Source organism: Acinetobacter sp. Tr-809, from assembly GCF_011753255.1.
Lineage (GTDB): Bacteria > Pseudomonadota > Gammaproteobacteria > Pseudomonadales > Moraxellaceae > Acinetobacter.
Window position 1 is genome coordinate 48,516 of record NZ_VWVZ01000005.1, and the last position, 26,015, is coordinate 74,530.

The window sequence follows — 26,015 nt, forward strand, 5'->3', positions numbered from 1 at the left end:
TTTTGACCGCCTATGCATTTAACGTTATCTGATCTTTTTTTAAAAATGCAGGATCAGCTTGATCAACCTCAAGCTGTTCTTGACGAACAACTTCTCATCGAACTGGTCGACCGTATACGGCCAAAAAATCCAAATAATGCAGATGAGGTCAAGCAGCGTATTCATGCGCTAATCAAAATATTATTACTCACTCCAACATCTGCAATTCTACTGCAAAACTTTTTACTTAAGCTGATCAGCCAATACAAACAGCTTAGCTTATATGCCGATAGTGGCATTCTATCGCTTGATGGTTTCTGGAACCAATTAGGGCAACGTCTAGGCGCGCACTTCCTCCCTTTGGTCGAAGACGGTCAACAGCTTAAAACCCTCATTGGGAAAGTCTTTCACCAAGAAAATGACAGTGAATGGCTCGATCTGATTGAGAATCAAGACTGGATTACACTATTCAACCTGTTAGGTGAAAGCCAAAGCAATACCAGAGAAAAGCAAATTTCAAAGAATGAGCTAATTAAAGCGATTACGGTATTGTCCTATCGGATTAGTGGTATCGGTTTATATCCTGAATTTATTAATGCCCAACCCGAAATTACCGAATATGAATCGCCTTTTTTGGTACAAAACCGAGAAATCGTAGAATTCATCGAAAAATATAAAAAACAGATTGATGATCAAGATGCGGTTGCAGTTTTACCACCACCTGATGCTTCACAAGCCTTTGTGATGCTTGATCAGTGTCGTGAAGTAGTGCTAAAAATTCGCCGTGCCACCAAACGGATTGGGGTCAGTATCAGTCTGACCTACTTATTGTCGCTATTAGAACAGGCGATTGACCGTATTGAACTGCTGCTGACCTTGTTAGCCAGTAAAAATGATGCACGTTATACCGCATTGGGTGAGCTGATCGTCGATTTGACCAAAGCACATTATAATGAAAAAAGTGTACGTCATTTGCTCACCTCGACCAGTGAATTGATTGCCTTACAGGTCACTGAGAATGCCAGTAAAACAGGCGAGCATTATGTAAGTACCGACAAAGCTGGCTTCTTTGGCATGTATAAAGCTGCAGCTGGCGCAGGTGCGATCATTGCCACCATGGCGACACTGAAAATTTTAACGGCACGCTTGGTACTCGCACCTTTTGGACATGCTTTCTTATACAGCATGAACTATGCACTTGGTTTTATGCTGATTCATGTACTGCATTTTACTGTTGCAACCAAACAGCCAGCGATGACTGCTGCCGCACTTGCCTCGACTGTACAACAGCAAAAAGGCAGTAAAACTGCGCAGATCGCAGAACTAGCGGCATTGATTATTAATATTATTCGAACCCAGTTTATTGCGATTTTGGGGAATATCTCAATTGCAATCCCAACCGCAGCGCTGATTACTTATTTGTGGCAATACAATTTAGGTGAACCTCTACTCAATCATGCCAAGTCAGCCGCATTGCTACATAGTCTCAATCCATTTACCTCATTGGCTGTTCCGCATGCAGCAATTGCTGGTGTTTGTTTGTTTTTCTCTGGTTTGATTGCTGGCTATTTTGATAACTTAGCGGTTTATCGCAAAGTCGGCCCACGTTTAAAACAGCATCGCCGCTTAAAACGCTGGATGGGACAACAACGTTTAGACAAGTTTGCCAACTATATTGAGACCAACCTTGGTGCATTAGCAGGTAACTTCTTGTTCGGGATCATGCTTGGAAGTATGGGCACAATTGGATTTATCTTAGGTTTGCCTTTAGATATCCGTCATATTGCCTTTGCTTCTGCCAACTTTATTCAAGGTTTAATGACCATTGGTGGTCCTGACATTGGTTTAATTTTGGTATCATTCTTAGGTGTTATGCTAATCGGCTTAACCAACTTATTTGTCAGTTTCACCTTAACAATTATTGTTGCTCTACGCGCACGTCGTGTTCGTTTTGCACAATGGAAGCCTTTAGCCAAGTTAGTAACAACGCATTTCTTAACTCGACCAAGTGATTTTTTCTGGCCACCTAAGCAGCCCGTAGAAGTTGAAGAGCAAACCAAGAACGCATCTTCGCATCACTAACTTTGTACAGAAAAAACGGTGAAGTACAAGTCTAACATTTGAACTATTTTTACGTATAATCAATCCACCAAAAATAGTTCAAATGGGTTGGTATTCCCTGCGTCTATTGTTCAATAGATCACTTCTCAGCCATGGTATCCCCTTTCCCTAAGGAGATACGATGACGTGAGTCCGTATCTCAATTTGAATGATAGAGATCGAAACAATGCTTCTTGATTACTGACGTCCTAAGAATTTTATAATGTACTTGAAATAAGTCGTTTATTTTTTGCTTTCGTTTAATCATGTTCTATAGCAGATATGTGGTGTATATGGTGAAACGAATAAGTTAAAAAGAGCCTATTTCAATAAGTACATATATCAATCTAAAATGAGATATACATCAAATTTTGTTATGTTTTTTTACTAGCCCTTAAAAAAACACAAAAATGAAATTATCATAAAATTTCAAGACTTGACCAAAAGTGTACTCGCGAGTACACTTTCAAACACTCAACAACCCTGAATAATGGTTAAGCAAATAATGAGTAGCGCATGCCGTACCTATTGCTTTGTATTGGTTGCTTTTTTTTAGGACTCGGTGTGATTGGATTAATGAATTCCAACGCATCAACTTTAGACCTTTTTAGTGTTCAAGCTTTTTTTGAGCACCGTTCATTTACGCTTAACCATGTGACAGTTCTGCTCTCCCGACTAGGTGGAATGCCTTTTTTACTATTTTTAACAACATTTTTGTGTATTTACCAAACGTGGATTAAAAATTATAAGAATGTGACTTTTATCGCTTTAAGTGTGAGCGGCAGCATTGTGATTGGTTGGCTTCTGAAATGGAGCATTGATCGGCCAAGACCAATGGAGTTTTATCACTTGGTTCAAAGTTATGGCGCATCCTTCCCAAGTGCCCATAGCCTTTATGCTGCAACCCTTGCGAGTCTAGCCATGCTGTTGTGTCAACAGTATAAGTATCGCACCAGTGTCATTTTAGTATCTACTTTATGGTTTATATTCATGGGGATATCTAGAGTTTATGCAGGGGTTCACTTCCCAACTGACGTACTTGCTGGTTGGGGAATTGGGTTGATTTGGACTTCGTTGCTTTGGTTAGGGCTGTATCAAAGCACTTTCAGCAACAATTTGTTTTTAGATAAAAAATCTAAATTGAGGTGGAATAATGATGTCGGCTAAGCTTTGGGCTCCTGCCCTAACTGCTTGCGCATTAGCAACAAGCATTGCGCTTGTTGGTTGTAGCAAAGATCCTAAAGATGCACAGCAAGCTGCTGCTGCTCAAAAAATGCCACCTCCAGAAGTTGGTGTCATTGTTGCGCAACCACAAAGCGTTGAACAAAACGTCGAACTGTCAGGACGAACCTCTGCATATCAAGTTTCGGAAGTACGCCCTCAAACAGGTGGCGTAATCTTAAAACGATTATTTGCTGAAGGAAGCTACGTTCAAGCAGGTCAAGCACTTTATCAAATTGATGCAAATACCAACCGCGCAACGGCAGACAGTGCTCGTGCAACGTTATTGCGTCAACAAGCAAACTTAAATGCATTACGTGTGAAAGAAGGCCGTTATCGTCAGCTTGTGGGAACAAATGCTGTTTCTAAACAAGAATATGATGATATCAATGCTCAAGTAAAATTGGCTGAAGCTGATGTCGCTGCGTCTGAAGCTGCATTGAAAAATGCTGAAATTACTTTGGGTTACTCAACTGTTCGCGCGCCAATTTCTGGTCAATCTAGCCGCTCTTCGGTAACGCCTGGTGCGTTGGTGACTGCGAACCAAGCTGATCCATTGGTCACGATTCAACAATTAGATCCAATCTATGTTGATATCAATCAATCCAGTGCTGAATTATTGCGTTTACGCCAACAACTCAGTAAAGGCAGCTTGAATAACAGCAACAATACCCGTGTCAAAATCACGCTGGAAGATGGTTCTGAATACCCAGTTGAAGGTCAACTCGCTTTCTCTGATGCGAGCGTGAATCCGGATACAGGTACTGTGACTTTACGTGCAGTCTTCTCAAATCCAAACCATTTATTATTACCAGGTATGTATGCAACGGCTAAAATTTCGCAAGGAGTTTTACCAAACGCTTATCTGATCCCTCAAGCAGCTGTGTCTCGTTTACCAACAGGACAAGCAATTGCTTTAGTGGTAAATGCTAAAGGTGCGATCGAAACACGTCCAGTTAAAACTGTGGGTGTCAAAGGTCAAGACTGGATTGTAACTGAAGGCTTACAGGCTGGTGATAAAGTTGTTGTTGATGGTGTTGCCAAGGTAAAAGAAGGCCAAGAAGTGTCTGCTAAACCTTATCAACCAAAAGCAGCTGAAGGTCAAAATGCAGCACCAAAAGCTGCTGAACAACAAAAGCAAGCCAATTCACCAAAAGCTGAACAAAAAGCAACTTCAGAAGCTTAAGGGGTAGATTGCATGGCTCAATTTTTTATCCATCGCCCAATTTTCGCTTGGGTGATTGCACTGGTCATTATGTTGGCGGGTATTATCACGCTTACAAAAATGCCAGTTGCACAATATCCGACAATTGCCCCCCCCACGGTAACGATTTCTGCAACTTATCCTGGGGCTTCTGCTCAAACTGTTGAAAATACCGTAACCCAAATCATTGAACAACAAATGAATGGTTTGGATGGCTTACGTTACATTTCATCGAACAGTGCGGGTAATGGTCAAGCATCGATTAACTTAAACTTTGCACAAGGTATCGATCCAGATATCGCACAGGTTCAAGTTCAAAACAAACTGCAATCAGCAACAGCGCTTTTACCTGCTGACGTACAGCGTCAAGGTGTAAAGGTAACTAAGTCTGGTGCAAGCTTCTTACAAGTTATTGCGTTTTACTCGCCAGATAACAGCCTTTCTGCATCTGACATTAAAGACTATGTGAACTCAAATATTTCTGAGCCACTGAGTCGTGTGGCGGGTGTAGGTGAACTCCAAGTATTTGGTGGTTCATATGCAATGCGTATCTGGTTAGATCCAGCAAAGCTGACGAGCTTTAACCTGACACCAAATGATGTTGCGACAGCCATTCGTGCACAAAACTCTCAAGTTGCAGTTGGTCAGCTCGGTGGTGCGCCATCGACTGCGGGTCAAGTACTCAACGCAACAGTGAATGCACAAACCATGTTGCAAACACCTGAACAGTTCAAAAACATCTTCCTGAAAAATACTTCAGGTGGTGCTCAAGTTCGTTTAGGTGATGTTGCACGTGTAGAACTGGGTTCTGATAACTACCAATTCGACTCGAAATTTAATGGTAGCCCTGCAGGTGGTGTTGCAATCAAACTTGCAACTGGTGCCAATGCACTGGATACCGCTGCTGCAGTTGAAAAGCGTTTATCTGAGTTACGTCATAACTATCCAAGCGGTTTAAAAGACAAGCTTGCGTATGACACGACACCATTTATTCGTCTATCAATTGAAAGTGTTGTCCATACGCTGATTGAAGCAGTCGTCTTGGTATTTATCGTAATGTTCTTGTTCTTACAGAACTGGCGCGCAACGATTATTCCAACATTGGCTGTACCTGTGGTTGTACTCGGTACATTTGCCGTGATTAATATCTTCGGCTTCTCAATCAACACACTCACCATGTTCGCAATGGTACTTGCCATTGGTCTATTGGTGGATGACGCCATCGTTGTGGTTGAGAACGTTGAACGGGTAATGCAAGAAGAACATCTCGAACCGATTCCAGCGACTGAAAAGTCAATGAGTCAGATTTCGGGTGCCTTAGTCGGTATTACCAGTGTGTTAACAGCGGTATTTGTACCGATGGCATTCTTCAGTGGAACCACTGGTGTTATTTATCGTCAGTTCTCGATCACGCTCGTTACCGCGATGATTCTGTCATTACTGGTAGCATTAACCTTTACCCCTGCCCTGTGTGCGACCTTGTTAAAACAACACGATCCAAACAAGCAGGAAAGCAACAATATTTTCGCGCGTTTCTTCCGCTGGTTTAACCGTAGCTTTGAAAAACTTTCAGAGAAATACCAAGGCGGTGTCAATCGTATGACCCACCACAAGTTATTCTCTGGTGTGCTTTATATTGTTGTCATCGCAGCATTGGTTGGTATCTACAAGGTATTGCCATCTTCTTTCTTACCAGAAGAAGACCAAGGTGTGGTCATGACCTTAGTTCAGTTACCACCAAGTGCGAGCTTGGAACGTACTGATAAAGTCATTGATACCATGACGGGCTACTTCTTGAATAAGGAAAAAGAAAATGTAGAGTCGATCTTTACAGTTGCTGGTTTCTCTTTCACAGGGGTGGGTCAAAACGCGGGTCTTGCCTTTATTAAATTAAAAGACTGGAGTGAACGTACGACACCAGAATCACAGATTGGTGCCATCATTCAACGTGGTATGGCATTGAACATGATTGTGAAAGATGCGTCTTACATCATGCCGTTACAGCTACCAGCAATGCCTGAATTGGGTGTCGCTTCTGGTTTCGATATCCAGTTAAAAGATGCAAGCGGTCAAGGGCATGAGAAGCTGATTGCTGCACGTAATGCGATTTTAGGTATGGCATCTCAAGACAAACGTCTTGCGGGTGTACGTCCAAATGGTCAAGAAGATACACCACAGTACCAGATCACCATTGATCAAGCACAAGCAGGTGCAATGGGCGTCAGTATCGCTGATATTAACAGCACCATGAGCATGGCTTGGGGTGGTTCGTATATCAATGACTTCGTTGACCGTGGTCGTGTGAAGAAAGTTTATGTCCAAGGTGAAGCGGATACTCGCATGATGCCTGAAGACTTGAACAAGTGGTATGTGCGTAATAACAAAGGCGAAATGGTTCCTTTCTCTGGCTTTGCCAAAGGTGAATGGACTTATGGTTCACCTCGTCTAGAACGTTATAACGGCGTATCATCTGTTAACATTCAAGGTACTCCTGCACCGGGTGTCAGCTCTGGTGATGCAATGTTGGCGATGGAAGAAATCATTGGTAAGTTACCTTCTATGGGCTTAACTGGTTTCGACTATGAATGGACAGGTTTATCTTTAGAAGAACGTGATTCTGGTAGCCAAACAGCTCCACTCTTGGTTCTTTCATTATTAATCGTGTTCCTGTGTCTTGCTGCACTCTATGAAAGCTGGTCAGTCCCTGTTTCTGTATTACTGGTTGTACCTTTAGGTATCGTCGGCGCATTTACATTGACATGGTTAGGTATGCTGATTAAAGGTGATCCAAACTTATCCTTTAACATTTACTTCCAGGTTGCGATTGTTGCCGTAATTGGTCTATCCGCAAAGAACGCGATCTTGATCGTCGAATTTGCGAAAGAATTACAGGAACAAGGTGAAGAGCTTTTTGAAGCAACTCTACATGCTGCAAAAATGCGTTTACGCCCAATTATCATGACCACACTTGCATTCGGTTTCGGTGTTTTACCGTTAGCTCTAGCAAGCGGTGCTGGTGCTGGTAGCCAACACTCGGTCGGTTATGGTGTACTTGGTGGTGTAATTTCATCAACGCTTTTAGGTATTTTCTTCATCCCTGTATTCTTCGTGTGGATTCGTAGTATCTTTAAGTACAAACCTAAAACTTTAAATACTCAGGAGCATTGATCGTGATGCAAACTGTATGGTCTATTTCCAGTCGTGGCATTGCAATCTCTGCACTCGCGCTTTCTTTGGCTGCCTGCCAAAGCATGCGCGGGCCAGAGCCTGTTGTGAGTTCAGATGTTCCTGAAAGCTTCGCGTCTTATGGTAATGCTTCTGGAAAATCAATCGCAGAACAAGGTTACAAAGATTTCTTTGCTGACCAACGTTTATTGCAAGTGATTGATCTGGCACTTGCCAATAACCGTGATTTACGTACTGCTGCTTTGAACATTCAAAAAGCGCAACAGCAATACCAAATCTCGGAAAACAATCAATTGCCGACTATTGGGGCAAGTGGCAGCGCGGTTCGTCAAGTCACCCCTAGCCGTGACCCTAATAACCCGTATTCAACTTATCAAGTTGGCTTAGGCTTAACTTCATATGAATTGGATTTCTGGGGTCGTGTACGTAGCTTGAAAGATGCAGCTTTAGATAGCTACCTCGCAACACAAAGCTCACGCGATGCAACGCAGATCAGTTTAATCAGCCAAGTCACTCAAGCATGGTTAAACTACTCATACGCGAATGCGCAATTGAAATTGGCGGATCAAACGCTAAAAGCTCAACAAGACTCGTTTAACTTAAACAAGAAACGTTTTGATGTGGGTATTGATAGCGAAATCCCTGTACGCCAAGCACAAATTTCAGTTGAAACGGCACGTAATGATGTCGCGAACTACAAGACTCAAGTTGCTCAAGCACAAAACTTGTTGAACTTGCTTGTTGGTCAGCCAGTTCCTCAGAACTTGCTCCCTCAACAACAAGTTGCACGTATTACGCAACAAAGCGTGTTTAGTGCTGGTTTACCAAGTGACTTGCTCAATAACCGCCCAGATGTAAAAGCATCTGAGTACCAGTTAAGTGCTGCGGGTGCGAATATTGGTGCTGCTAAAGCCCAACTGTTCCCAACCATTAGCCTGACTGGTTCTGCGGGTTATGCATCAACTGATTTGAGTGACTTATTCAAATCAGGGAATGCGTTATGGTCAATTGGTCCAAGCTTGAATATCCCAATTTTTGACTGGGGTACACGTAAGGCCAATATCAAAATCTCTGAAACCGATCAGAAAATCGCACTTGCTAACTATGAAAAGTCAGTACAGTCAGCTTTCCGTGAAGTGAATGATGCTTTGGCGACGCGTGCCAACATTGGCGACCGTTTAACCGCGCAACGCCGTTTGGTTGATGCAACCAATACAACATATAAGCTTTCAAATGCCCGCTTCCGTGCTGGTATTGACAGCTATTTAACCGTATTGGATGCACAACGTTCTGCTTATTCAGCTGAACAAGGTTTATTGTTGCTTCAACAAGCAAACCTCAACAACCAAGTTGAACTGTACAAAACTTTAGGCGGTGGCCTCAAAGCATCTAGCAGTGAAACGGTAACGCACCAGCCATCTAGCTCAGAACAACACTACGCAAAAAAATAATTTCATCTTTTGCGCATAAAAAAGCTCACTTCGGTGAGCTTTTTTATTGCAACCATGACCAATATTTCTTATCTTCAAACTGAATATATTGATGATTTAGAAAATACGATGTTACTAAGCAGTTTAGAGTCTGTACCAGGTCATGAAATTTTACGTCAACTAGATGTGGTGTATGGCAGCACCGTTCGTAGTAAACATGTGGGCCGTGATTTGATGGCAGGTTTAAAGAATATTGTGGGTGGTGAATTGACGGGCTATACCGAATTGCTGGAAGAGTCACGTCAAGAAGCGACACAACGCATGATCGATAAGGCAAAAGCTTTGGGTGCCAATGCCATTGTCGGTATTCGTTTCTCGACTTCAAATATTGCCCAAGGCGCATCAGAGTTATTTGTGTATGGTACCGCAGTAGTGGTACAACCCGTTGCACCTAAACTTCCTGATCCATTTGGCGCATAGGCAAAATTATGGATGGATTCATTTTTCAGATTGTCCTGTTTCTGATCCTATTTTCAGTCGGTTGGGGTTTTGGTCGTCATATCGAGCAAAAGCACTTACGTGAGCTGGATCAGAAAGAACAGCAATTTGCCCATATTCGAATTGATACCAATCGCTTTGTAGAAACCACTGCCTATGGGCAAATGGTCAGCAGCAATGTGGTGATCTCCCATGATTATTTTAAGTATGTACTGGCAACTATTCGAAACTTCTTTGGTGGACGTCTAGTCAGCTATGAAAGTGTGGTGGAACGTGCGCGTCGTGAAGCTGTGGTTCGCCTGAAGCAAGAAGCGCATGCCATGGGGGCTAATCATATTATGGGGGTTCGACTTAGTACTACAGAATTGGGTATGCAAGGTGGTATGGTTGAAGTCTTTGCCTATGGTACGGCAATCGTAAACGCTCAACATTGATGTCAATAGTCTATTGGGAAATTACGGTACTACCCATAAAATAAAAAATGCCTCGAATCATGAGGCATTTTTTATCGCTTAGATTTTAAAGTTAATGAAATAAAACAATCGCCTTTTGCAAAGTAAACCAAATCCCTGCCAATAAAGGGAGACCCACCACCAACCAAGCAAGTACCACCGTAATGGTCTTGGATGGCGCATGTGCTACATTATTTTCTATGCTTAGATCTTGTGATACTTTCTCATGCGCTAAAGCCTTTTCTGCGGCTAATTCCGCATCTGTCATATATTGATCTTCATCGACAGGTTTGATCAAGAGATTAAGCACAAACCCAACTGCCAACATCCCCGCTAAAATATACATGGCAACATCATAAGATTGTGCCTGAGTTACACCGTGCGCCAGTTGATAATCACGAATATTGGTAATCAATAAGGTTCCCAATATCCCTGCGACAGACCATGCGGTAAGCAAACGCCCATGAATGGCCCCGACCATTTGCGTACCAAAAATATCGGCCAAATAAGCAGGCACAGTGGCAAAACCACCGCCATACATCGACAAGATGACACAGAAAGCTAAAACGAATAATGGCAAATTTTCAGCATGTGCCAAGTGTGGAATTGAGACATATAACAAGAAGCCCAACGCGAGAAAAATAAAGTAGGTGTTTTTACGACCAATAAAGTCCGATGTCGATGCCCAGAAGAAACGCCCAGCAATATTAAATAAGGACAGTAAACCCGTAAAACCTGCTGCAAAAGTTGCAATCTGCATTTTTTGCTCTGCGCTTAATTCATTAATTCCCACATCTAAACCGATGAGGCGTCCGCCAAATACCTCCTGTAATAACGGCGAAGCCATCGCTAAAATGCCAATACCAGCAGATACATTTAGACAGAGCACGCCCCAAATTAACCAAAACTGCTTGGTTTTCCATGCCTTATTTAAATGAACATGACGATTGGTCACAAGACCCGTCGCCTGCGTTACGCTCGGTTGCCAGCCACTCGGTTTCCAATTTGAAGGCGGAATGCGGTAACCAAATGCACCACCGATCATAAAAATGAAATAAACGACAGCCAGTACCAAAAACGTTTGCCAGACACCAACAGAGGTATCCGTTGCAAAGAACTTCATTAACTTATCTGCCAATGGCGCACCAATCATGGCGCCTCCACCAAAGCCCATAATGGCAAGACCTGTTGCTAAACCACGACGGTCTGGAAACCACTTAATCAGGGTAGATACAGGTGAAATATAGCCAAGCCCAAGCCCGATACCCCCTATTCCTCCTCCCAGCCACAATAACCACAACTGATGTGTATAAACACCCAGCGCAGATAAGATCAAACCACTTGCCCAGCAAAATGCTGCAACTACACCTGCCTTTCGCGGCCCTGCATGCTCCAGCCAGCCGCCAAACAAAAACGCGGATGAACCTAAAAAAACAAAAAACAGCGTGTACATAATGCTTAATGTAGACACACTCCAGTCACAGGTTGTAGTGAACAACTGCTCAAGCAGACCTATGTTTTTACATTCAATTGGCGCATCAATTCCCAATGCTTTGGATAATGGCAACCAAAACACGGAAAAGCCATAGGCCATACCAATACTGAGATGAATCGCTAACGCGGCAGGAGGCAATAGCCAACGGTTATAACCAGAATGGGCAATCGTGCGTTCCTTGGCCAAAAGTGAAAGTCGTCTTTCCATGTACAATCTCCGTGCCTTCACTGCTAAAGAAAGGTTAGTATTATTCATTTGGATCTAGGCAGCCATTCGCGCTTATGCCAGAGCTTTGTATTATGCTTATTTTTCAGTGAAGACCAATCAAATGATTGTGCAAAAAATATCTTGTTCTTATCAAGTAGCTTTTTTTAATAAAAAGTAAATAACGGGTTTAATGATTTTTAAAAATATCCTGTGACATGCACAGGATATTTGCCCTACTCTGCAAAAATTGCTTGCCAATAGTGATAGGTTTTCTCTTCCCCATCTTCTAACTTAAACTCATATGACATCTGACGAATTCCAGCAATTTCAAATTCAACAGCATGTTTAAATAAACCGCCTGCATAAGCAAAAGTATGGTATTCGCCATTTTCACCACAAACATCAACATCACTAGGCATCCGCTCTAGCAAAGCTGCATCGATATCCTGTCCAATAAACGACTCATCCAATTTGCTGGCATCAGTCACAATGATTTTGGTTTTAATGCCTGAATCCAAGAAATCCTGCATCACTTCAAGCGAGTTGAGATTCCATATTGGCTCAACTACTTCGATGCCTAAAGGATGTAAACGGTCTTCGCGATATTTGCGCACATCACTGAGGTAGATATCACCAAAGATAAAGTGCTCAACGCCCTGTGCCTTAAAATGATTGGCTGCATCGAGCATACGTTGCTCATAGACAGGCAGATTTTTCGGCAGGAATACAGGATAGAGTGGAATACCAATACTTTCAGCCTGCTTTTCAAGCAATGTATGCGGAATGGCATGCATGGACGACAAGGCTGTTTCTTCATTGACCGTAGTTAATAAAGCAACCACCTCAAACTCATTTTGCTGTAAGACCTTATACAAGGCCAAAGAAGAGTCTTTACCACCGCTCCAATTAAAAACGGCTTTCTTACGCTTATTCACACTCATTTCACTTTCATTTTGCGAATCATCTTATACAACAAGTTGGGTGACAATCGAGAGACCAGCACACCCAATTGTTCTTTTTTCCCACCAACTACAATATATTGCTCGCCTGCCATCAAGGATTCCACCACACGCTCCGCAAATACATCGGCATCTAAACCATTTTCAATGGCTTCATCCTGATGGCCTTGAGGCTTACCTTCACCATTTAAGGCATTAAAAGAGACATTGGTTTTGACAAAGCCTGGGAAGACCACCGAAACTTCAACACCTTCTGGAGCAACTTCGGCACGCAAACTGTTGGCCCACATATGAATCGCAGCTTTAGCCGCAGAATAAGTAGCGCGATATTGGGTTCCCAATAAGCCAGCCACACTCGAAACAAACACCACCCGACCTGATTTTTGTTTTAACAATGTTGGCAATACTGTTTTGGTAAAAAAGACCTGTGAAAAATAATCGACTTCCATGATGGCACGTTCAGTGTGCATGGTCGTATCTTGAATCAAGGCACGTTGACTCAAACCTGCATTATTGATAAGCCAATCAATACGCCCTTTACTTGCCAAAACTTGTTCATGGGCATGACGGACTTGGGCTTCATCGGTAATATCCGCAGCAATCGAAAGATGCTGTTCGGGCTTGAGTAATCCAACTCGTACTGCTTCTAATTCATCATAACGACGTGACGTCAACACCACTTGTGCGCCTTGCAATGCACATTCACGAGCTAAAGCTTTACCTAAGCCAGATGATGCGCCCGTAATCCAGACCACTTTATTTTCAAGAGTTTTGAGTTTTGCCATTTTTATGTTCTGCCTATGCTTGATGACGCATAAATTTCAGGAAGTAATCTACATATGTTGCCGCTACTTGCTGATCAATTTGCGTGCCTAATTTTTCCAAACGTTTATAACCCAAATGTGTGGTCATATTAATCACCCCATTAAGAGTTTTATCGACCACAAAATTGAACTTGAGACATTTCTTTGGTTCACGAATCAAATGGGTGACACCAGCATCAATCACTTCGGTAAGAAGTTTGAGTGCATTTGAAACTTCTCGATGATCTCCTCCTGCCAACTTTTGGCTAGAAGCGATGACCTTTTGAGCCAAATGCTGCTCAACAGGATAAGTCATATATACCTGTTCATCTTCAAGTTGCAGGGTTTTAGAGAGATATTCCACCAAAGGGATTAAGCGGTCATTGCCAAAAAATGAAATCGACCATGGCATATATTTGCGAATTGCTTCCAAAATTTGCTGAATCACTTTTTCAGATTCACCCGTTTGTGAATACTGCTGATTTTCTTGTAACAGCACCATAAAAACTTGTTCAATCACTTCACAAGCCATTTCAGACAATACACTGCCCAAAGCATTGGCCTGACTTTCTTTACTTCCTTGCAATAATTGCGTCCGAATATGTGCAAAACGTGCATAAGTATCCGCATGAATATTTAAAAAAACGGCGGTGTTCATTCTCATAACCCTAATTGTAAGATTCCATAAAAAAAGAGCTTGTTTAACAAGCCCTTTAATCAGATCAATTTTTCTATGATTTTTGGCGTTGTACACGCCGAATTTAGCACACTCTATTCTGTATCGACATGCATAAATGCTAAAAAATGGTTGACGCAATCCGTTGCGGCATTGGCATCAACCTGATTGCCCATTTTCTCTAAACGCTTATAACTTAAATGTGCAGTCATATTGATCACCCCATTTAAGGTTTTATCGACCACGGTATTAAAGTTGAGACATTTTTTCGGTTCACGAATCAAGCTGGTCACGCCCAAATCCACAATCTGAATCAAGGTTTGAAATACATCAACCATGTCACTGATTTCATTATTCTTGAGTTGTGTGATCAATGTATGTGCCTGCTGCACCAACTGACGATCAATCGGATAAGACACATAAACCTGTTCATCGTGATACTTAATCATATTGGAAAAATAATTTGCAAATGGACAGAGACGCTCATTACCAAATAAGGCAATCGACCACGGCATATATTTACGTACCGCGCCAATGATTTGTTGAATTACTTTTTCTGATTCAGCCGTATATTTCTGCGTTAACTGCGTCGGTTGGCGATTTTGAATCAAGAGTACTGAAAACACTTGCTCGACAATATCACAGGCAATTTCGGATAACACCTCACCCAAGATACGTGATTGACTCTCATGCGTACCAGCATTGAGCTGCTGGCGGATCGTTTCAAATTGTCCATGTGTGACGTCATTAATTTTCAATAGGATTGAATAACTCATGAGAAGCATCCCTTTTTTAGTTTTTCGCATTCTTATATTGTTGTTTTGAGCATCAATATTTTTAAGTTATGTGATGCATTACACAAATCTAACCCTATTTGTATAAAAATCCAACGCCTTTCATCGGCTTTTTCAGAAAAAAATGAAGTCTATAAAGCATTTATCTTGATTGAGCTGTCGATCATCAGTCATAAAAGCCACATGATGAAGCTGCACTAAACATCTGCTCTATAAAAGCTCAAAAAACGGCAATTCAGACATTATTTAAGCAGCTTTTCGCATTAACACTTGGCATGGCTGAAATGCCTACAGAAGCGAGGATTTTTTGCTACAATAGATCTAATTTTTTATTCAATTTTAATCTTCTGTACTATGACTGACGCTCAATCTGCTCAAAATATTGCAACCACTTACGATCCAACCGAGATCGAAAAGAAATGGTATCAAATCTGGGAACAACAAGGTTATTTCAAACCATCAGGTCAAGGTGAATCATTCTGTATCATGATTCCACCACCGAACGTCACGGGTAGCTTGCACATGGGACATGGCTTTAACAATGCCATCATGGATGCACTGACCCGTTACAACCGTATGATGGGTAAAAATACCTTATGGCAACCAGGAACTGACCATGCGGGGATTGCAACGCAGATGGTGGTCGAGCGTCAATTGGGTGCACAAGGTGTCAGCCGCCATGACTTAGGTCGTGAAAAGTTCATCGAAAAAATTTGGGAATGGAAAGAGCAATCAGGTGATACCATCACCCGTCAAATCCGTCGTTTAGGTTCTTCAGTGGACTGGTCGCGCGAACGCTTCACTATGGATGAAGGTTTGTCCAATGCGGTGAAAGAAGTTTTCGTAAAACTGCATGAAGATGGCTTGATCTATCGTGGTAAACGCTTAGTCAACTGGGATCCGAAACTACAAACAGCCCTATCAGACTTAGAAGTTGAATCGGATAAGGAAGAAGCAGGTTCACTGTGGCACTTCAAATATTTCTTTGAAGATAAAAACCTCCGTACCCATGATGGTAAAGACCACATCGTTGTCGCTACCACTCGTCCTGAAACCTTGTTAGGTGATACTGCGGTTGCTGTAGCACTGGATGATGAACGCTATACACATCTTGTGGGGCAGAACATTATCCTGCCAATTACAGGTCGTGCTGTTCCAATCGTTAAAGATGAATATGTAGATAAAGAATTCGGTACAGGCTGTGTGAAAATCACCCCTGCACATGACTTTAACGACTATGAAGTCGGTAAGCGTTGTGAATTACCAATCATTAATATCTTCAATAAAAATGCAGAAGTATTGGCTGAGTTTGAATACATCGCCAAAGCAGGCGAGCAAATTTCTAAAACCATCCCTGCCCCTGCGGACTATATTGGTTTAGAGCGTTTTGAAGCACGTAAAAAACTGGTTGAACAAGCTGAAGCTGAAGGCTGGTTAGATCAAATTCAACCTTATACACTGAAACCACCACGCGGTGACCGTTCAGGTGTGATCGTTGAACCATTATTGACAGATCAATGGTATGTAAAAATTGCACCATTGGCTCAACCTGCAATTGAAGCGGTTCAAGACGGTCGTATCAAGTTTGTTCCTGAACAGTACAGCAACATGTACATGGCGTGGATGAACAACATCCAAGACTGGTGTATCTCTCGTCAACTTTGGTGGGGTCACCGTATCCCAGCTTGGTACGACGCTGAAGGCAATATCTATGTGGGTCGTGATGAGGCGGAAGTTCGTGCTAAAAACAACATCCCTGCTGATGTTGTGTTAAACCAAGATGAAGACGTGCTAGATACGTGGTTCTCATCTGCGCTGTGGACCTTCTCAACTTTGGGTTGGACGGGCGATGCCAAGAAAGATGCAGAAAACTATTTCCTCAATACGTTCCACCCAACTGATGTATTGGTGACTGGTTTTGACATCATCTTCTTCTGGGTTGCGCGTATGATCATGTTTACAATGCACTTCATGAAGAATGAAGATGGTACGCCACAAGTACCGTTTAAAACGGTCTATGTTCACGGTCTGGTTCGTGATGGCGAAGGTCAAAAAATGTCGAAGTCTAAGGGCAACGTGCTTGACCCATTAGACCTAATTGACGGTGTTGACCTTGAGACTTTAGTACAAAAACGTACGACGGGTCTGATGAACCCGAAACAAGCAGCGAAGATTGAAAAATCAACTCGTAAAGAATTCCCAGAAGGCATTCAAGCTTACGGTACCGATGCAGTTCGTTTTACGTTCTGTGCGCTTGCAAACACAGGTCGTGACATCAAATTCGACATGAAACGTGTTGAAGGCTACCGTAATTTTGCCAACAAGATCTGGAACGCAACCCGTTTCGTATTGATGAATGTTGAAGGTCAAACGGTTGCTCAAGAAGCGCGTCCTGAGCTGTGGGAACTTCCAGAAAAATGGATCATGAGCCGTCTGCAAAAAGCAGAAGCTGCGGTACATCAAGCATTTGCTACCTATCGTTTAGACCTTGCTGCACAAGCGATCTATGATTTTATCTGGAATGAATACTGTGACTGGTATGTTGAGTTAACCAAACCAGTTCTGAACGATGCCAATGTATCAGAAGAGCGTAAAGCGGAAGTTCGTCGCGTATTACTTGCAGTGATGGAAGCATCTTTACGTTTGGCTCATCCGTTGATGCCGTATTTGACTGAAGAAATCTGGCAAACCCTTGCACCAATGTTAGGCAAAGGTGGTGCTACGATTATGACTGCGCAATACCCTGTTCCCGATCAAGCGAAAGTGAATGATCAAGCTGAAGCAGACATGCAGTGGTTACAAGGTTTGATTGGTGCGGTACGTAATATCCGTGGTGAAATGGGCTTAGGTAATGCGCGTTTATTGCCTGTATTACTCAAGAACATTTCTGATGCTGAGCGTGAGCAAATCATCCGTATCGAAGCTTTATTCAAAGCACTCGCTAAAGTTGAAAGCATTGAGTTCTTAAGCAATGAGCAAGAACCACCGTTGTCATGTTCTAGCGTTGTTAGCCATGCATCGGTATTTGTACCAATGAAGGGCTTGATTGATCCTAAAGCTGAATTAGGTCGTTTGCAGAAGGACTTGGATAAGGTTCAAAAGCAACATGATCAAATTGCCAATAAACTTTCAAATGAAGGTTTCGTAGCGAAAGCACCAGCAGCGGTTGTTGAAGGTGAAAAAGTGAAATTGGCTGAGTTTGCTGATCAGTTAGCGAAAATTAAGCAAAGTATGGAGCAAATTGCTGCGCTTTAAGGTGTTGCATATTTAATCTGATCGATTGCATAAAGGGCTGATTATTCAGCCCTTTATGTTAAAAAGAAATCCAAGTTTTAAGTTTAGATGCCTTTCAAGTTGCGAAATGTTGCCCTATAACTAACATGCGATATTCTCTCTCCTTCTAGGAGAGGGTTAGGGAGAGGTACTTTTGCTTTTCAAAGAAGAACAAACATTCCATAAATCATCTAAAACTCTCTCAGTATTTTTTAAAATCTCATGATTCCAATACCGCACCACTTTTAAATCCAAAGCTTCTAAAAACTTGGTTCGCTCAGCGTCATATTCTTTTCCGTCATCAGTACCGTGCTGACTGCCATCTAGTTCAATCACCAAACCCAATTCATGACAGTAAAAATCCACAATATAGGAGGCAATCACATGCTGTCTGCGAAATTTAAGATTCATAAATCGTTTAGCACGAAGTAGTTGCCACAGCAGGTGTTCTGCCTCAGTTGCATTACTTCGCATAGTTTTGGCGAATTCTAATAACTGTGGGTCTAGTTTCATTTTATGTTATCACCTCTCCCTAGCCCTCTCCTAAAAGGAGAGGGAATATCATCTAATTACAACCACTATAAAATCCATTGCCACTCCCTCTCCCTCAGGGAGAGGGTTGGGGTGAGGGAAAATCAAAGCACCCCATGCTCCAACAACATCTCTACCCCACTCACCTTCTTCATATGCTTTAAACGTTCCTTTTCCCACTTCAACTGTTGCTTTAACTCAGCACAATCTGCATCTATGGCTTTATACACATCACTAATATGCAGATGCTCCGCTTTGACTTTTTTCGCCAATTGAAAAGAATCTAAAATCTCCTCAATTTGACTTTCAAGCTGCTGACTCTGTGCATCCAGAGCCAGTTTATAAAACTTTACTTGCTCTGCCGATAGCTCTTTAGCGCCAACACCTTTGTTCTGTTCAAGCTGTAATTGAAGCTTGAGCAAATAAAACAAATCCTGCTGCTCATAAGCCTGACTTGCCTGCTGGAACAACTCAGTTTTTTCTTCTTTTTTGGTCTCGTCTTGTTCACGGTCAGGATGAATCGTCGCAGCAATTTTTAAATACACGGTTTTCAACGATTGCGCTGCCATCTGCTCAGCTTGTTCACGTTTCTGCTGCTGTCTAAGTTGCTTAGCTTGTTCACGTGCCTGTTGTTGCTCGGCAGCATACTGCTCAAAGTCATCTTGATCTAATTCTGCACTTTGCTCATAACCTTCATCAGATTCAAACTTGGCTGACTGTACTTTTTTATTCTTTTTAGCCAATTGCTGAGCATGTTGCTGATAAAAAGTATCGATCTGTTTGACGAGCTTTAACTGTTCATCATTCAACATCTTGGAACGCTTTAGCATCTGTGCAAGCTGGGCAATTTTTTCATCCAGTTGCTGCATATCCGCTTTAGAAAACTCATGCTGTTGTAACAGTGTCCAAAGTTGATCTAACTGCTGAAACAAGATTTCATGCAATTCACTATACACAGGCATCAGCTTTTGCCGCGTATGCTGTTGAATCTCGGCTTGGGCATTCTGCCATGTGGCAAGGCTGATTTTTTGCTGTTCTATTTGATCAATCAGGCGATTCAGCTTCTTCTGCTGTGCGGAAGGTTCAGCCCTTTGCTTTAAACTGACTTTGAGATCAAAGGACATAATGCTTCCGCCTAAAAATAAAAAAGTGTAGCAATAATCAACCAACAAAGTCAGCAAACACTTTCAATATCGTGTTTGGACAAACAAATCGCTTAACTAAGCTTTACTCATCGCCAAATAAGGCATTGGCTGAAACGACTTTGGTGATTTTAACTTTATCTTGTTTCAGCAAAGGATAGATTTTTTGTCTAAGTACATCACTGGTCATCGTGCCATTCAAATTCAGTAATACAGGTTCTTCACTCAGTGATCCTTTGCCCAAGTACTCTTGATTCAAATCATTGGTGGTTGCTTGATTCACTACAACAAAATATCCCGAAATGCCTTTGACCTGACCACAGGCCAAACTTTGTGGTGACCAATCCCCTTGGCGAATCACTTTTTGCAACGTATAGCCTTTGCTTTTTAATTGCTGCGTTTGTACTGCGGTTGCAATTGGAAAATCAATCCGCTTTTGTTGTCCTTTCCAATTCACCAGCAAATGGCTTGATTGACAAGATTCACGCATGACACCCCCACTTCCTCTCAATGCGCCTTCATCGGGATCAAAACAGGATGAAATCACTTGAAAAGTTGCTTCACCACAATGCAACAGCTCGGATTGATAGGTCTTGAATGGCGTTGCTTGAGCGTGGCTCAACTGAGTTAAACATAAGGAAATAAGACAAAAACTGATGAATTTATTGTTCATATGAGGTCGTATTAGAATTAAAAGCTGATTCATTCTAACTCAAAAATTGAGTGACTAAAGAGAGTTCTCATACTCCTCAATTTGAATTAAACATTAAAAATGACAGGCCCAACTTTTAAGCTAAAATCGGTTATATACATCATCATTTAAATACTCGAATTGTATGAAGAATAAAGTCCTATTGCTCACCTCATTTATTTTGCTCGCTGGATGTAATGAAAAACCAAAAACATCATCAGAAAGCGATCAACCCACACAAAGGGCAGCTCAACAGACTCAAGCCGTATCAGAACCTGTGCTAATTCCCGCTACCCCCGAATCCGATTATCTCGCCAATAATTCAACTCCACTTCCAAAAGGCTATTTAGTCGATACAACCCATCTCAAAAAGCCTTTGTTTATTGATTTTAATGGCGATGAAGATCTGGATACTTTTCGAGTGCTGAAAAACCCAAATAAAAAAGGAATGAAATATCTCTTTGAATTCCGTATCTCAAATAGCAACAAAGTTTATTACTACGAAAATACAGATAAAGATTATGACCTCGATATTTTCGGAACTTTTGAAGTTGCACCTAAAACAGATATTTACGTGGATGAAGATTATCGCTTTGATGAAAATGGAAATATCTTAGCTGATGAGCAAATTGACCCAAAACATTATCTAAAGTTCAAGGGTGATGGTCTTTCTGTCAATGTTTTAGAAGAAACCTGTGCAACATCTGTATTTTTCTTAACAGATGAAAAAATTAAACGAATTGCGCTGTGCTAACGCATCACGTTCATTTCATAAAAAAGCCGCCCAATTGAGCGGCTTTTTCAATCACGTAAACGGATTACTGTGCGGTATAACCACCATCCATCACCACCGCCTGTCCTGTGATTCCTGCGCCTTTGCTGCTGGCTAGGAAAATCGCATAGTCGGCAATTTCTTCAACACTGAGTAAACGCTTCTGCGGTACCATCGCCAAAATCACATCTTCCAAAGCACTTTCCAGACTAACATTACGGGTTTTGGCTAAGTCAGCAATTTGCCCACGCACCAATGGCGTATCCACATAACCCGGACATAATGCATTCACGGTAATGCCGTCACGGGCACATTCCAAAGCAGCTACTTTGGTTAAACCAATCACCCCATGCTTGGCACTGTTATATCCCGCCTTACCCGCAAAGCCAATCAAGCCATTGATCGAAGACATATTGATAATACGACCATATTTTTGCGCTTTCATAATTGGAAATGCATGTTTAATTCCGATAAATGAACCTGTCAGCATCACCTGTACCAGTTTCTGATAAATATCAGTGGAGAAGTCTTCAATTGCTGCAACATGCTGAAAACCCGCATTGTTAATCAAGATATCCAAACGTCCGAAAGTTTGCGTGGTCAAATCAATTGCCGCTTTATAAGCCTGTTCATCGGTTACATCACAAGGTGCAGACAAAGCGTCAAAACCTTGTTGTTTTAACTGCTCCACTGCTTGCTGGCATTTCTCTGCATTGACATCAGAAATCACTACTTTCGCGCCTTCCTGAGCAAATTTTTTCGCAATTTCTAATCCAATACCACTGGCAGAACCCGTAATAAAGGCCACTTTGGCTTCGAGTTGTTGAGTCACTGTTCTACTCCTGTTCTTGATGATCTTGATTGCTCACCAGTCATTACTGACAAGCTCAAATAAATTCGACTTAGACAATACCGAACCATGTAAATGCAGCAATCACCACAAATACTGCCAAGGTTTTAATAATGGTGACCGCAAAAATATCTTTATAAGATTGCTTATGAGTTAAGCCTGTGACCGCAAGCAAGGTAATCACTGCACCATTATGTGGAAGTGTGTCCATACCACCCGATGCCATCGCTACCACACGATGCATCACTTCTGGTGGAATGCCTGCAGCTAAAATAGCTGCGTTATAGATTTCTGCCATCGCACTCAAGGCAATACTCATTCCACCCGATGCCGAACCTGTAATCCCTGCCAGCACTGTCGTGGTGACGGCACCATTGACCAATGGATTGGTAAATGTGGTACCGAGTGCATGGCTAATCAAAGCAAAGCCCGGTAAAGCCGCAATAATCGCACCAAAACCATACTCCGACGCGGTATTCATCACTGCCAATAATGAACCACTGATACTGGCATTGACGCCTTCTTTAAAGTTGGTCACCACGCGCTGATAATCAAATAAAATTGCCGCAATAATCCCAACAATCAAGGCCAAACCGACTGCCCAAATCGCCCCAGTTTTTGCTACATCAACAGTGTAGTTGGCTAGACCAATTGCATTAAAATCAAAGCCATTTGGGTACCATTCTTTGATGGCCGTAGACAGATAACGGTTCATCACTGCAACTAGAATCAACGGAACAAAGGCCATACATTGACGTAGTACTGAACCATTGTTTTGGGTTGATGACTCAATATCGACTGCCGTTTGCGAGACTGCATCTTCAGCAGCAAAACCTGCATAGCCTTCACCTGCACGAGCCGCAGCTTTACGACGTGATTCCAAATATAGTAGACCCATGCTCAAGACGAAGATCGCCCCAATGACACCCAAAAACGGCGCTGCATAAATATTGGTGCCAAAGAATGTGGTTGGAATCACGTTTTGAATTTGGGGTGTACCCGGCAAAGCATCCATGGTGAATGTAAATGCACCTAAAGCAATAGTGCCAGGAATCAAACGTTTTGGAATATTGGCTTGTTGGAACAACTGATTGGCAAATGGATAAATCGCAAATACCGCCACAAACAGACTGACACCGCTATAAGTCAGAATGGCACCGAGTAAAACCACGGTTAAAATGGCTTTCTTTGCGCCAATTAAATTGACAATGGTGCGGGCAATCGACTCGGCAATACCGGACATTTCGACCACTTTGCCAAAGATCGCGCCAAGCAAGAACACCAAGAAATAGTCTTTAATAAAATTGACCATTTTCGGCATGAAAACGCCCGAATAAAACGGCAGCACATTGGCGGGGTTAATCAGAAAAACCGCCAATAATGCACACAACGGTGCCATGAGGATCACGGAAAAACCGCGATAGGCGGTGTACATCAGCAAGCCTAAAGACAGCAGAATGACAAATAAGTCCCACATATTCTTTTACTCCATTCCAAAGAATATATGTCAGGGTCAACCAAATTATTTTTTTTATACTGTGTGGTGGTTATCCTAACCATAAATAAAATCAAAATACTGCATATTGCAGTACAGAATCCAAAGCAAAGACGCATACTAAAACGTATTTTAAAATAGCATTAAAATCACAAAAAACAAGACCATTAAAACAAAATACATCATTTTAATTACCATTAAAAATCAATATCTTAAATAAATTAAGATTAAACAATTTAATTGATTAATAAAACAAATTAACTATTCAAAAATACTCATTAATCTCATCAAATTATATTTAGCTTATTCTTTTTAAAATCCATTTTTCGATATTGAGATAAAATAAATCAATAATCGCATGTCAAATTTTTAAAAATAAACAGCTTGCCTCTCGCCACCGAATTAACAAAAATGCCAGTCACAATGTGCTGTTTTTTTTATAAATTACAGCATATAAATCAAAAACTTTCCGCATAGGTCGTCCACCATGACTTTAAAGCAACTCAAAGCATTTCTGGCTTTGACTCGTACCCTGAATTATGCAAATGCCTCTGCTGAATTGCATCTCAGTCAATCTGCTTTAAGTCTAAGTATCAAATCACTGGAAGAAGAACTGGGCGGCAAGCTGTTTAAACGCAATACCCGTCGGGTTGAACTAACACAGGAAGGAAAATCATTAATCCCCTATGCCAAGAAATTACTGGCCAATTGGGAAGATATGGAAAAAGACGTCAAACAACGATTTAAACTCAATCGCGGCACCCTGAACATTGCCTCGATGCCCTTTGTCACGCATGCGATTTTGCCGCAAGTGATTCATAGTTTTTTAGCCAAACATCCCAATATCAGCTTTTCCATTCATGATATTCCCAATGAAAAAGTACTGGAAAATGTTCAGGATGGTATTTTTGAAATTGGTATCTGCTTTGAGCCACCGCGCAATGATCAACTGGAATTTAAGCCTTTATTTGAGGAAGATTTCCTTGCGCTCTTACCGAAAACACATCCACTAGCAAGCGCGGATTCGATCAGTTGGAAACAGCTGTGTGCCAATCCCTTTGTGACCTTGCAGCATCCCTCGATTGTTCGGCATCTAATTGAAGAAAACTGTCTCAAAAACCATCTGACTTTAGATTTAAAAGTCGAATGTCATCAAATCAGTTCCCTCTCCAGCTTTGTGGCATTGGATATGGGGGTCAGTGCCATACCCCGCCATTTTCAAAATTTCATCGACAAGGAGCATAATGTCTTAATTGAAATTGAGGACGGTAAACTGCCGCAAGCGATTGGCATTGTCTATAAAAAAGACTTTGAACTTTCCAATATCTCAGCCGAGTTTATCGAGATCTTGCTACAACATGATTTTGGCTAACCCTGATTGACCGCTACAGGAAGACAGACTCGCTCCGTCATCCTGCTCTTTTGAGTGAAATAGATGAAATTTGTTGTATTAATGAGTTTCCCTCATTAATCCTTTAAAAATTTAAACTTCTGTAAATAATCCCTGAGTGCTAAAACTATTAGAAACCAAGGAATTTACAGGTGAAAAAAATGAATAAAGTCTATTCAACCGCAGCACTGGCACTGCAAGATGTGGTGCAAGATCAACAGACATTTGCGGTTGGCGGTTTTGGCCTATGTGGTATTCCTGAAGCATTGATCCAAGCACTGAAAGAAACAGGTGTAACAGGCCTCACTTGTATCTCAAATAATGCAGGCATTGATGATTTTGGCTTGGGTGTCTTGCTCAAGACCCGACAAATTAAAAAAATGATCTCGTCTTATGTGGGCGAAAATAAAGAATTTGAACGTCAGTATTTGAATGGCGAGCTTGAAGTTGAACTCACACCTCAAGGCACACTAGCCGAAAAACTACGCGCTGGTGGTGCAGGTATTCCTGCCTTTTATACCGCAACAGGTGCAGGCACCTTGGTGGCTGAAGGTAAGGAACAACGTGAATTTAATGGTCGTACTTACATCCTTGAACCCTCACTGACCGCAGATGTGGCACTGGTCAAAGCCTATAAGGCGGATAAAGCTGGCAATCTGGTATTCCGTAAAACCGCTCAAAACTTCAACCCTGAATGTGCGATGGCTGGAAAAATCACCATTGCTGAAGTCGAGCAAATTGTTGAAATCGGCGAACTTGATCCAGATGAAATTCATTTAGCGGGCATTTACGTCAATCGGGTGGTGCTGAATGCCACCCCAGAAAAACGTATTGAACAAAAAACCCTAAAAGCACAGGACGCATAAT

Annotated in this window: 21 protein-coding genes; 11 read left to right on the plus strand and 10 right to left on the minus strand. The window is 41.9% G+C overall.

Annotated elements, in window-relative coordinates; translation table 11 throughout:
* Positions 1 to 12 precede the first annotated feature (12 nt).
* The 7 genes from F3J02_RS12010 to F3J02_RS12040 all read left to right on the plus strand — a co-directional run bounded on the left by F3J02_RS12010 (position 13) and on the right by F3J02_RS12040 (position 10,052).
* On the plus strand, positions 13 to 2,061 hold the full coding sequence (locus F3J02_RS12010; RefSeq protein WP_167249595.1) for a site-specific recombinase: 2,049 nt from the start codon (positions 13 to 15) through the stop codon (positions 2,059 to 2,061).
* Between the two features lie 534 nt (positions 2,062 to 2,595).
* Entirely contained in the window at positions 2,596 to 3,246 is a 651-nt protein-coding gene (locus tag F3J02_RS12015; protein ID WP_167249597.1) for a phosphatase PAP2 family protein, read from the plus strand.
* Positions 3,233 to 4,486, plus strand: a complete 1,254-nt coding sequence (locus F3J02_RS12020; RefSeq protein WP_167249599.1) for an efflux RND transporter periplasmic adaptor subunit — start codon at positions 3,233 to 3,235, stop codon at positions 4,484 to 4,486. Before F3J02_RS12015 ends, F3J02_RS12020 begins: the two co-directional genes overlap by 14 nt.
* A 12-nt stretch (positions 4,487 to 4,498) precedes the next feature.
* Positions 4,499 to 7,672: a multidrug efflux RND transporter permease subunit AdeJ gene (gene adeJ, locus F3J02_RS12025; RefSeq protein WP_167249601.1), complete on the plus strand. Its 3,174-nt coding sequence runs from the start codon at positions 4,499 to 4,501 to the stop codon at positions 7,670 to 7,672.
* 5 nt (positions 7,673 to 7,677) lie between these two features.
* Positions 7,678 to 9,141, plus strand: coding sequence for a multidrug efflux RND transporter AdeIJK outer membrane channel subunit AdeK (adeK, locus tag F3J02_RS12030; protein ID WP_167250084.1), 1,464 nt, complete (start codon positions 7,678 to 7,680; stop codon positions 9,139 to 9,141).
* A gap of 108 nt (positions 9,142 to 9,249) precedes the next feature.
* Complete coding sequence (locus tag F3J02_RS12035) at positions 9,250 to 9,600, plus strand: YbjQ family protein (RefSeq protein ID WP_005227055.1); 351 nt, start codon at positions 9,250 to 9,252, stop codon at positions 9,598 to 9,600.
* 8 nt (positions 9,601 to 9,608) lie between these two features.
* On the plus strand, positions 9,609 to 10,052 hold the full coding sequence (locus F3J02_RS12040) for a YbjQ family protein (RefSeq protein ID WP_167249603.1): 444 nt from the start codon (positions 9,609 to 9,611) through the stop codon (positions 10,050 to 10,052).
* 91 nt (positions 10,053 to 10,143) lie between these two features.
* Here the strand turns inward: F3J02_RS12040 and F3J02_RS12045 are convergent, their stop codons facing one another.
* The 5 genes from F3J02_RS12045 to F3J02_RS12065 form a co-directional block, all read right to left on the minus strand.
* Positions 10,144 to 11,772 (minus strand): OFA family MFS transporter, encoded by a 1,629-nt coding sequence (locus tag F3J02_RS12045; RefSeq protein WP_167249605.1) that lies wholly within the window; start codon positions 11,770 to 11,772, stop codon positions 10,144 to 10,146.
* Between the two features lie 233 nt (positions 11,773 to 12,005).
* Positions 12,006 to 12,713, minus strand: a complete 708-nt coding sequence (locus F3J02_RS12050) for a diphthine--ammonia ligase (protein ID WP_167249607.1) — start codon at positions 12,711 to 12,713, stop codon at positions 12,006 to 12,008.
* The gene (locus tag F3J02_RS12055) at positions 12,710 to 13,516 is read right to left on the minus strand and encodes an SDR family NAD(P)-dependent oxidoreductase (RefSeq protein WP_167249609.1); all 807 of its coding nucleotides are present in this window, start codon (positions 13,514 to 13,516) and stop codon (positions 12,710 to 12,712) included. Before F3J02_RS12055 ends, F3J02_RS12050 begins: the two co-directional genes overlap by 4 nt.
* Before the next feature lie 13 nt (positions 13,517 to 13,529).
* Positions 13,530 to 14,192: a hypothetical protein gene (locus tag F3J02_RS12060; protein WP_167249611.1), complete on the minus strand. Its 663-nt coding sequence runs from the start codon at positions 14,190 to 14,192 to the stop codon at positions 13,530 to 13,532.
* 113 nt (positions 14,193 to 14,305) lie between these two features.
* A complete protein-coding gene (locus F3J02_RS12065; RefSeq protein WP_167249613.1) occupies positions 14,306 to 14,986 on the minus strand; it encodes a hypothetical protein in 681 nt (226 codons plus the stop codon).
* A gap of 372 nt (positions 14,987 to 15,358) precedes the next feature.
* On the opposite strand from F3J02_RS12065, the gene F3J02_RS12070 reads away from it, so the two are divergent.
* Positions 15,359 to 18,259 (plus strand): valine--tRNA ligase, encoded by a 2,901-nt coding sequence (locus F3J02_RS12070; RefSeq protein ID WP_023271565.1) that lies wholly within the window; start codon positions 15,359 to 15,361, stop codon positions 18,257 to 18,259.
* A gap of 156 nt (positions 18,260 to 18,415) precedes the next feature.
* Here the strand turns inward: F3J02_RS12070 and F3J02_RS12075 are convergent, their stop codons facing one another.
* The 3 genes from F3J02_RS12075 to F3J02_RS12085 all read right to left on the minus strand — a co-directional run bounded on the left by F3J02_RS12075 (position 18,416) and on the right by F3J02_RS12085 (position 20,623).
* Positions 18,416 to 18,790, minus strand: coding sequence for an endonuclease domain-containing protein (locus F3J02_RS12075; protein WP_167249615.1), 375 nt, complete (start codon positions 18,788 to 18,790; stop codon positions 18,416 to 18,418).
* A gap of 122 nt (positions 18,791 to 18,912) precedes the next feature.
* Positions 18,913 to 19,932, minus strand: a complete 1,020-nt coding sequence (locus tag F3J02_RS12080) for a molecular chaperone DnaJ (RefSeq protein ID WP_167249617.1) — start codon at positions 19,930 to 19,932, stop codon at positions 18,913 to 18,915.
* 103 nt (positions 19,933 to 20,035) lie between these two features.
* The gene (locus F3J02_RS12085) at positions 20,036 to 20,623 is read right to left on the minus strand and encodes a hypothetical protein (RefSeq protein WP_167250086.1); all 588 of its coding nucleotides are present in this window, start codon (positions 20,621 to 20,623) and stop codon (positions 20,036 to 20,038) included.
* A gap of 163 nt (positions 20,624 to 20,786) precedes the next feature.
* On the opposite strand from F3J02_RS12085, the gene F3J02_RS12090 reads away from it, so the two are divergent.
* Entirely contained in the window at positions 20,787 to 21,395 is a 609-nt protein-coding gene (locus tag F3J02_RS12090; RefSeq protein WP_167249619.1) for a hypothetical protein, read from the plus strand.
* Positions 21,396 to 21,459: 64 nt separating this feature from the next.
* Here F3J02_RS12090 and F3J02_RS12095 read toward each other — a convergent pair whose 3' ends face one another.
* Positions 21,460 to 22,245 (minus strand): 3-hydroxybutyrate dehydrogenase, encoded by a 786-nt coding sequence (locus tag F3J02_RS12095; RefSeq protein ID WP_167249621.1) that lies wholly within the window; start codon positions 22,243 to 22,245, stop codon positions 21,460 to 21,462.
* A 70-nt stretch (positions 22,246 to 22,315) separates the two neighbouring features.
* Positions 22,316 to 23,740 carry a GntP family permease gene (locus tag F3J02_RS12100; RefSeq protein ID WP_216076278.1) on the minus strand — a complete coding sequence of 475 codons (1,425 nt, stop codon included), beginning with the start codon at positions 23,738 to 23,740 and terminating at the stop codon, positions 22,316 to 22,318.
* A 505-nt stretch (positions 23,741 to 24,245) separates the two neighbouring features.
* On the opposite strand from F3J02_RS12100, the gene F3J02_RS12105 reads away from it, so the two are divergent.
* A complete protein-coding gene (locus tag F3J02_RS12105) occupies positions 24,246 to 25,130 on the plus strand; it encodes a LysR family transcriptional regulator (protein ID WP_004803082.1) in 885 nt (294 codons plus the stop codon).
* A 179-nt stretch (positions 25,131 to 25,309) separates the two neighbouring features.
* The gene (locus F3J02_RS12110) at positions 25,310 to 26,014 is read left to right on the plus strand and encodes a CoA transferase subunit A (RefSeq protein ID WP_004652254.1); all 705 of its coding nucleotides are present in this window, start codon (positions 25,310 to 25,312) and stop codon (positions 26,012 to 26,014) included.
* Position 26,015 lies beyond the last annotated feature (1 nt).

Bases quoted from the DNA above. Each gene is read 5' to 3' on its own strand.
- F3J02_RS12090 (WP_167249619.1), top strand. From the start codon at position 20,787: ATGAAGAATAAAGTCCTATTGCTCACCTCATTTATTTTGCTCGCTGGA.
- F3J02_RS12080 (WP_167249617.1), bottom strand. From the start codon at position 19,932: ATGTCCTTTGATCTCAAAGTCAGTTTAAAGCAAAGGGCTGAACCTTCC.
- F3J02_RS12045 (WP_167249605.1), bottom strand. From the start codon at position 11,772: ATGGAAAGACGACTTTCACTTTTGGCCAAGGAACGCACGATTGCCCAT.
- F3J02_RS12060 (WP_167249611.1), bottom strand. From the start codon at position 14,192: ATGAACACCGCCGTTTTTTTAAATATTCATGCGGATACTTATGCACGT.
- F3J02_RS12065 (WP_167249613.1), bottom strand. From the start codon at position 14,986: ATGAGTTATTCAATCCTATTGAAAATTAATGACGTCACACATGGACAA.
- adeJ (WP_167249601.1), top strand. From the start codon at position 4,499: ATGGCTCAATTTTTTATCCATCGCCCAATTTTCGCTTGGGTGATTGCA.
- F3J02_RS12110 (WP_004652254.1), top strand. From the start codon at position 25,310: ATGAATAAAGTCTATTCAACCGCAGCACTGGCACTGCAAGATGTGGTG.
- F3J02_RS12070 (WP_023271565.1), top strand. From the start codon at position 15,359: ATGACTGACGCTCAATCTGCTCAAAATATTGCAACCACTTACGATCCA.
- F3J02_RS12105 (WP_004803082.1), top strand. From the start codon at position 24,246: ATGACTTTAAAGCAACTCAAAGCATTTCTGGCTTTGACTCGTACCCTG.
- F3J02_RS12075 (WP_167249615.1), bottom strand. From the start codon at position 18,790: ATGAAACTAGACCCACAGTTATTAGAATTCGCCAAAACTATGCGAAGT.
- F3J02_RS12055 (WP_167249609.1), bottom strand. From the start codon at position 13,516: ATGGCAAAACTCAAAACTCTTGAAAATAAAGTGGTCTGGATTACGGGC.
- F3J02_RS12035 (WP_005227055.1), top strand. From the start codon at position 9,250: ATGTTACTAAGCAGTTTAGAGTCTGTACCAGGTCATGAAATTTTACGT.
- adeK (WP_167250084.1), top strand. From the start codon at position 7,678: ATGCAAACTGTATGGTCTATTTCCAGTCGTGGCATTGCAATCTCTGCA.
- F3J02_RS12040 (WP_167249603.1), top strand. From the start codon at position 9,609: ATGGATGGATTCATTTTTCAGATTGTCCTGTTTCTGATCCTATTTTCA.
- F3J02_RS12010 (WP_167249595.1), top strand. From the start codon at position 13: ATGCATTTAACGTTATCTGATCTTTTTTTAAAAATGCAGGATCAGCTT.
- F3J02_RS12100 (WP_216076278.1), bottom strand. From the start codon at position 23,740: ATGTGGGACTTATTTGTCATTCTGCTGTCTTTAGGCTTGCTGATGTAC.
- F3J02_RS12015 (WP_167249597.1), top strand. From the start codon at position 2,596: ATGCCGTACCTATTGCTTTGTATTGGTTGCTTTTTTTTAGGACTCGGT.
- F3J02_RS12020 (WP_167249599.1), top strand. From the start codon at position 3,233: ATGATGTCGGCTAAGCTTTGGGCTCCTGCCCTAACTGCTTGCGCATTA.
- F3J02_RS12085 (WP_167250086.1), bottom strand. From the start codon at position 20,623: ATGAACAATAAATTCATCAGTTTTTGTCTTATTTCCTTATGTTTAACT.
- F3J02_RS12050 (WP_167249607.1), bottom strand. From the start codon at position 12,713: ATGAGTGTGAATAAGCGTAAGAAAGCCGTTTTTAATTGGAGCGGTGGT.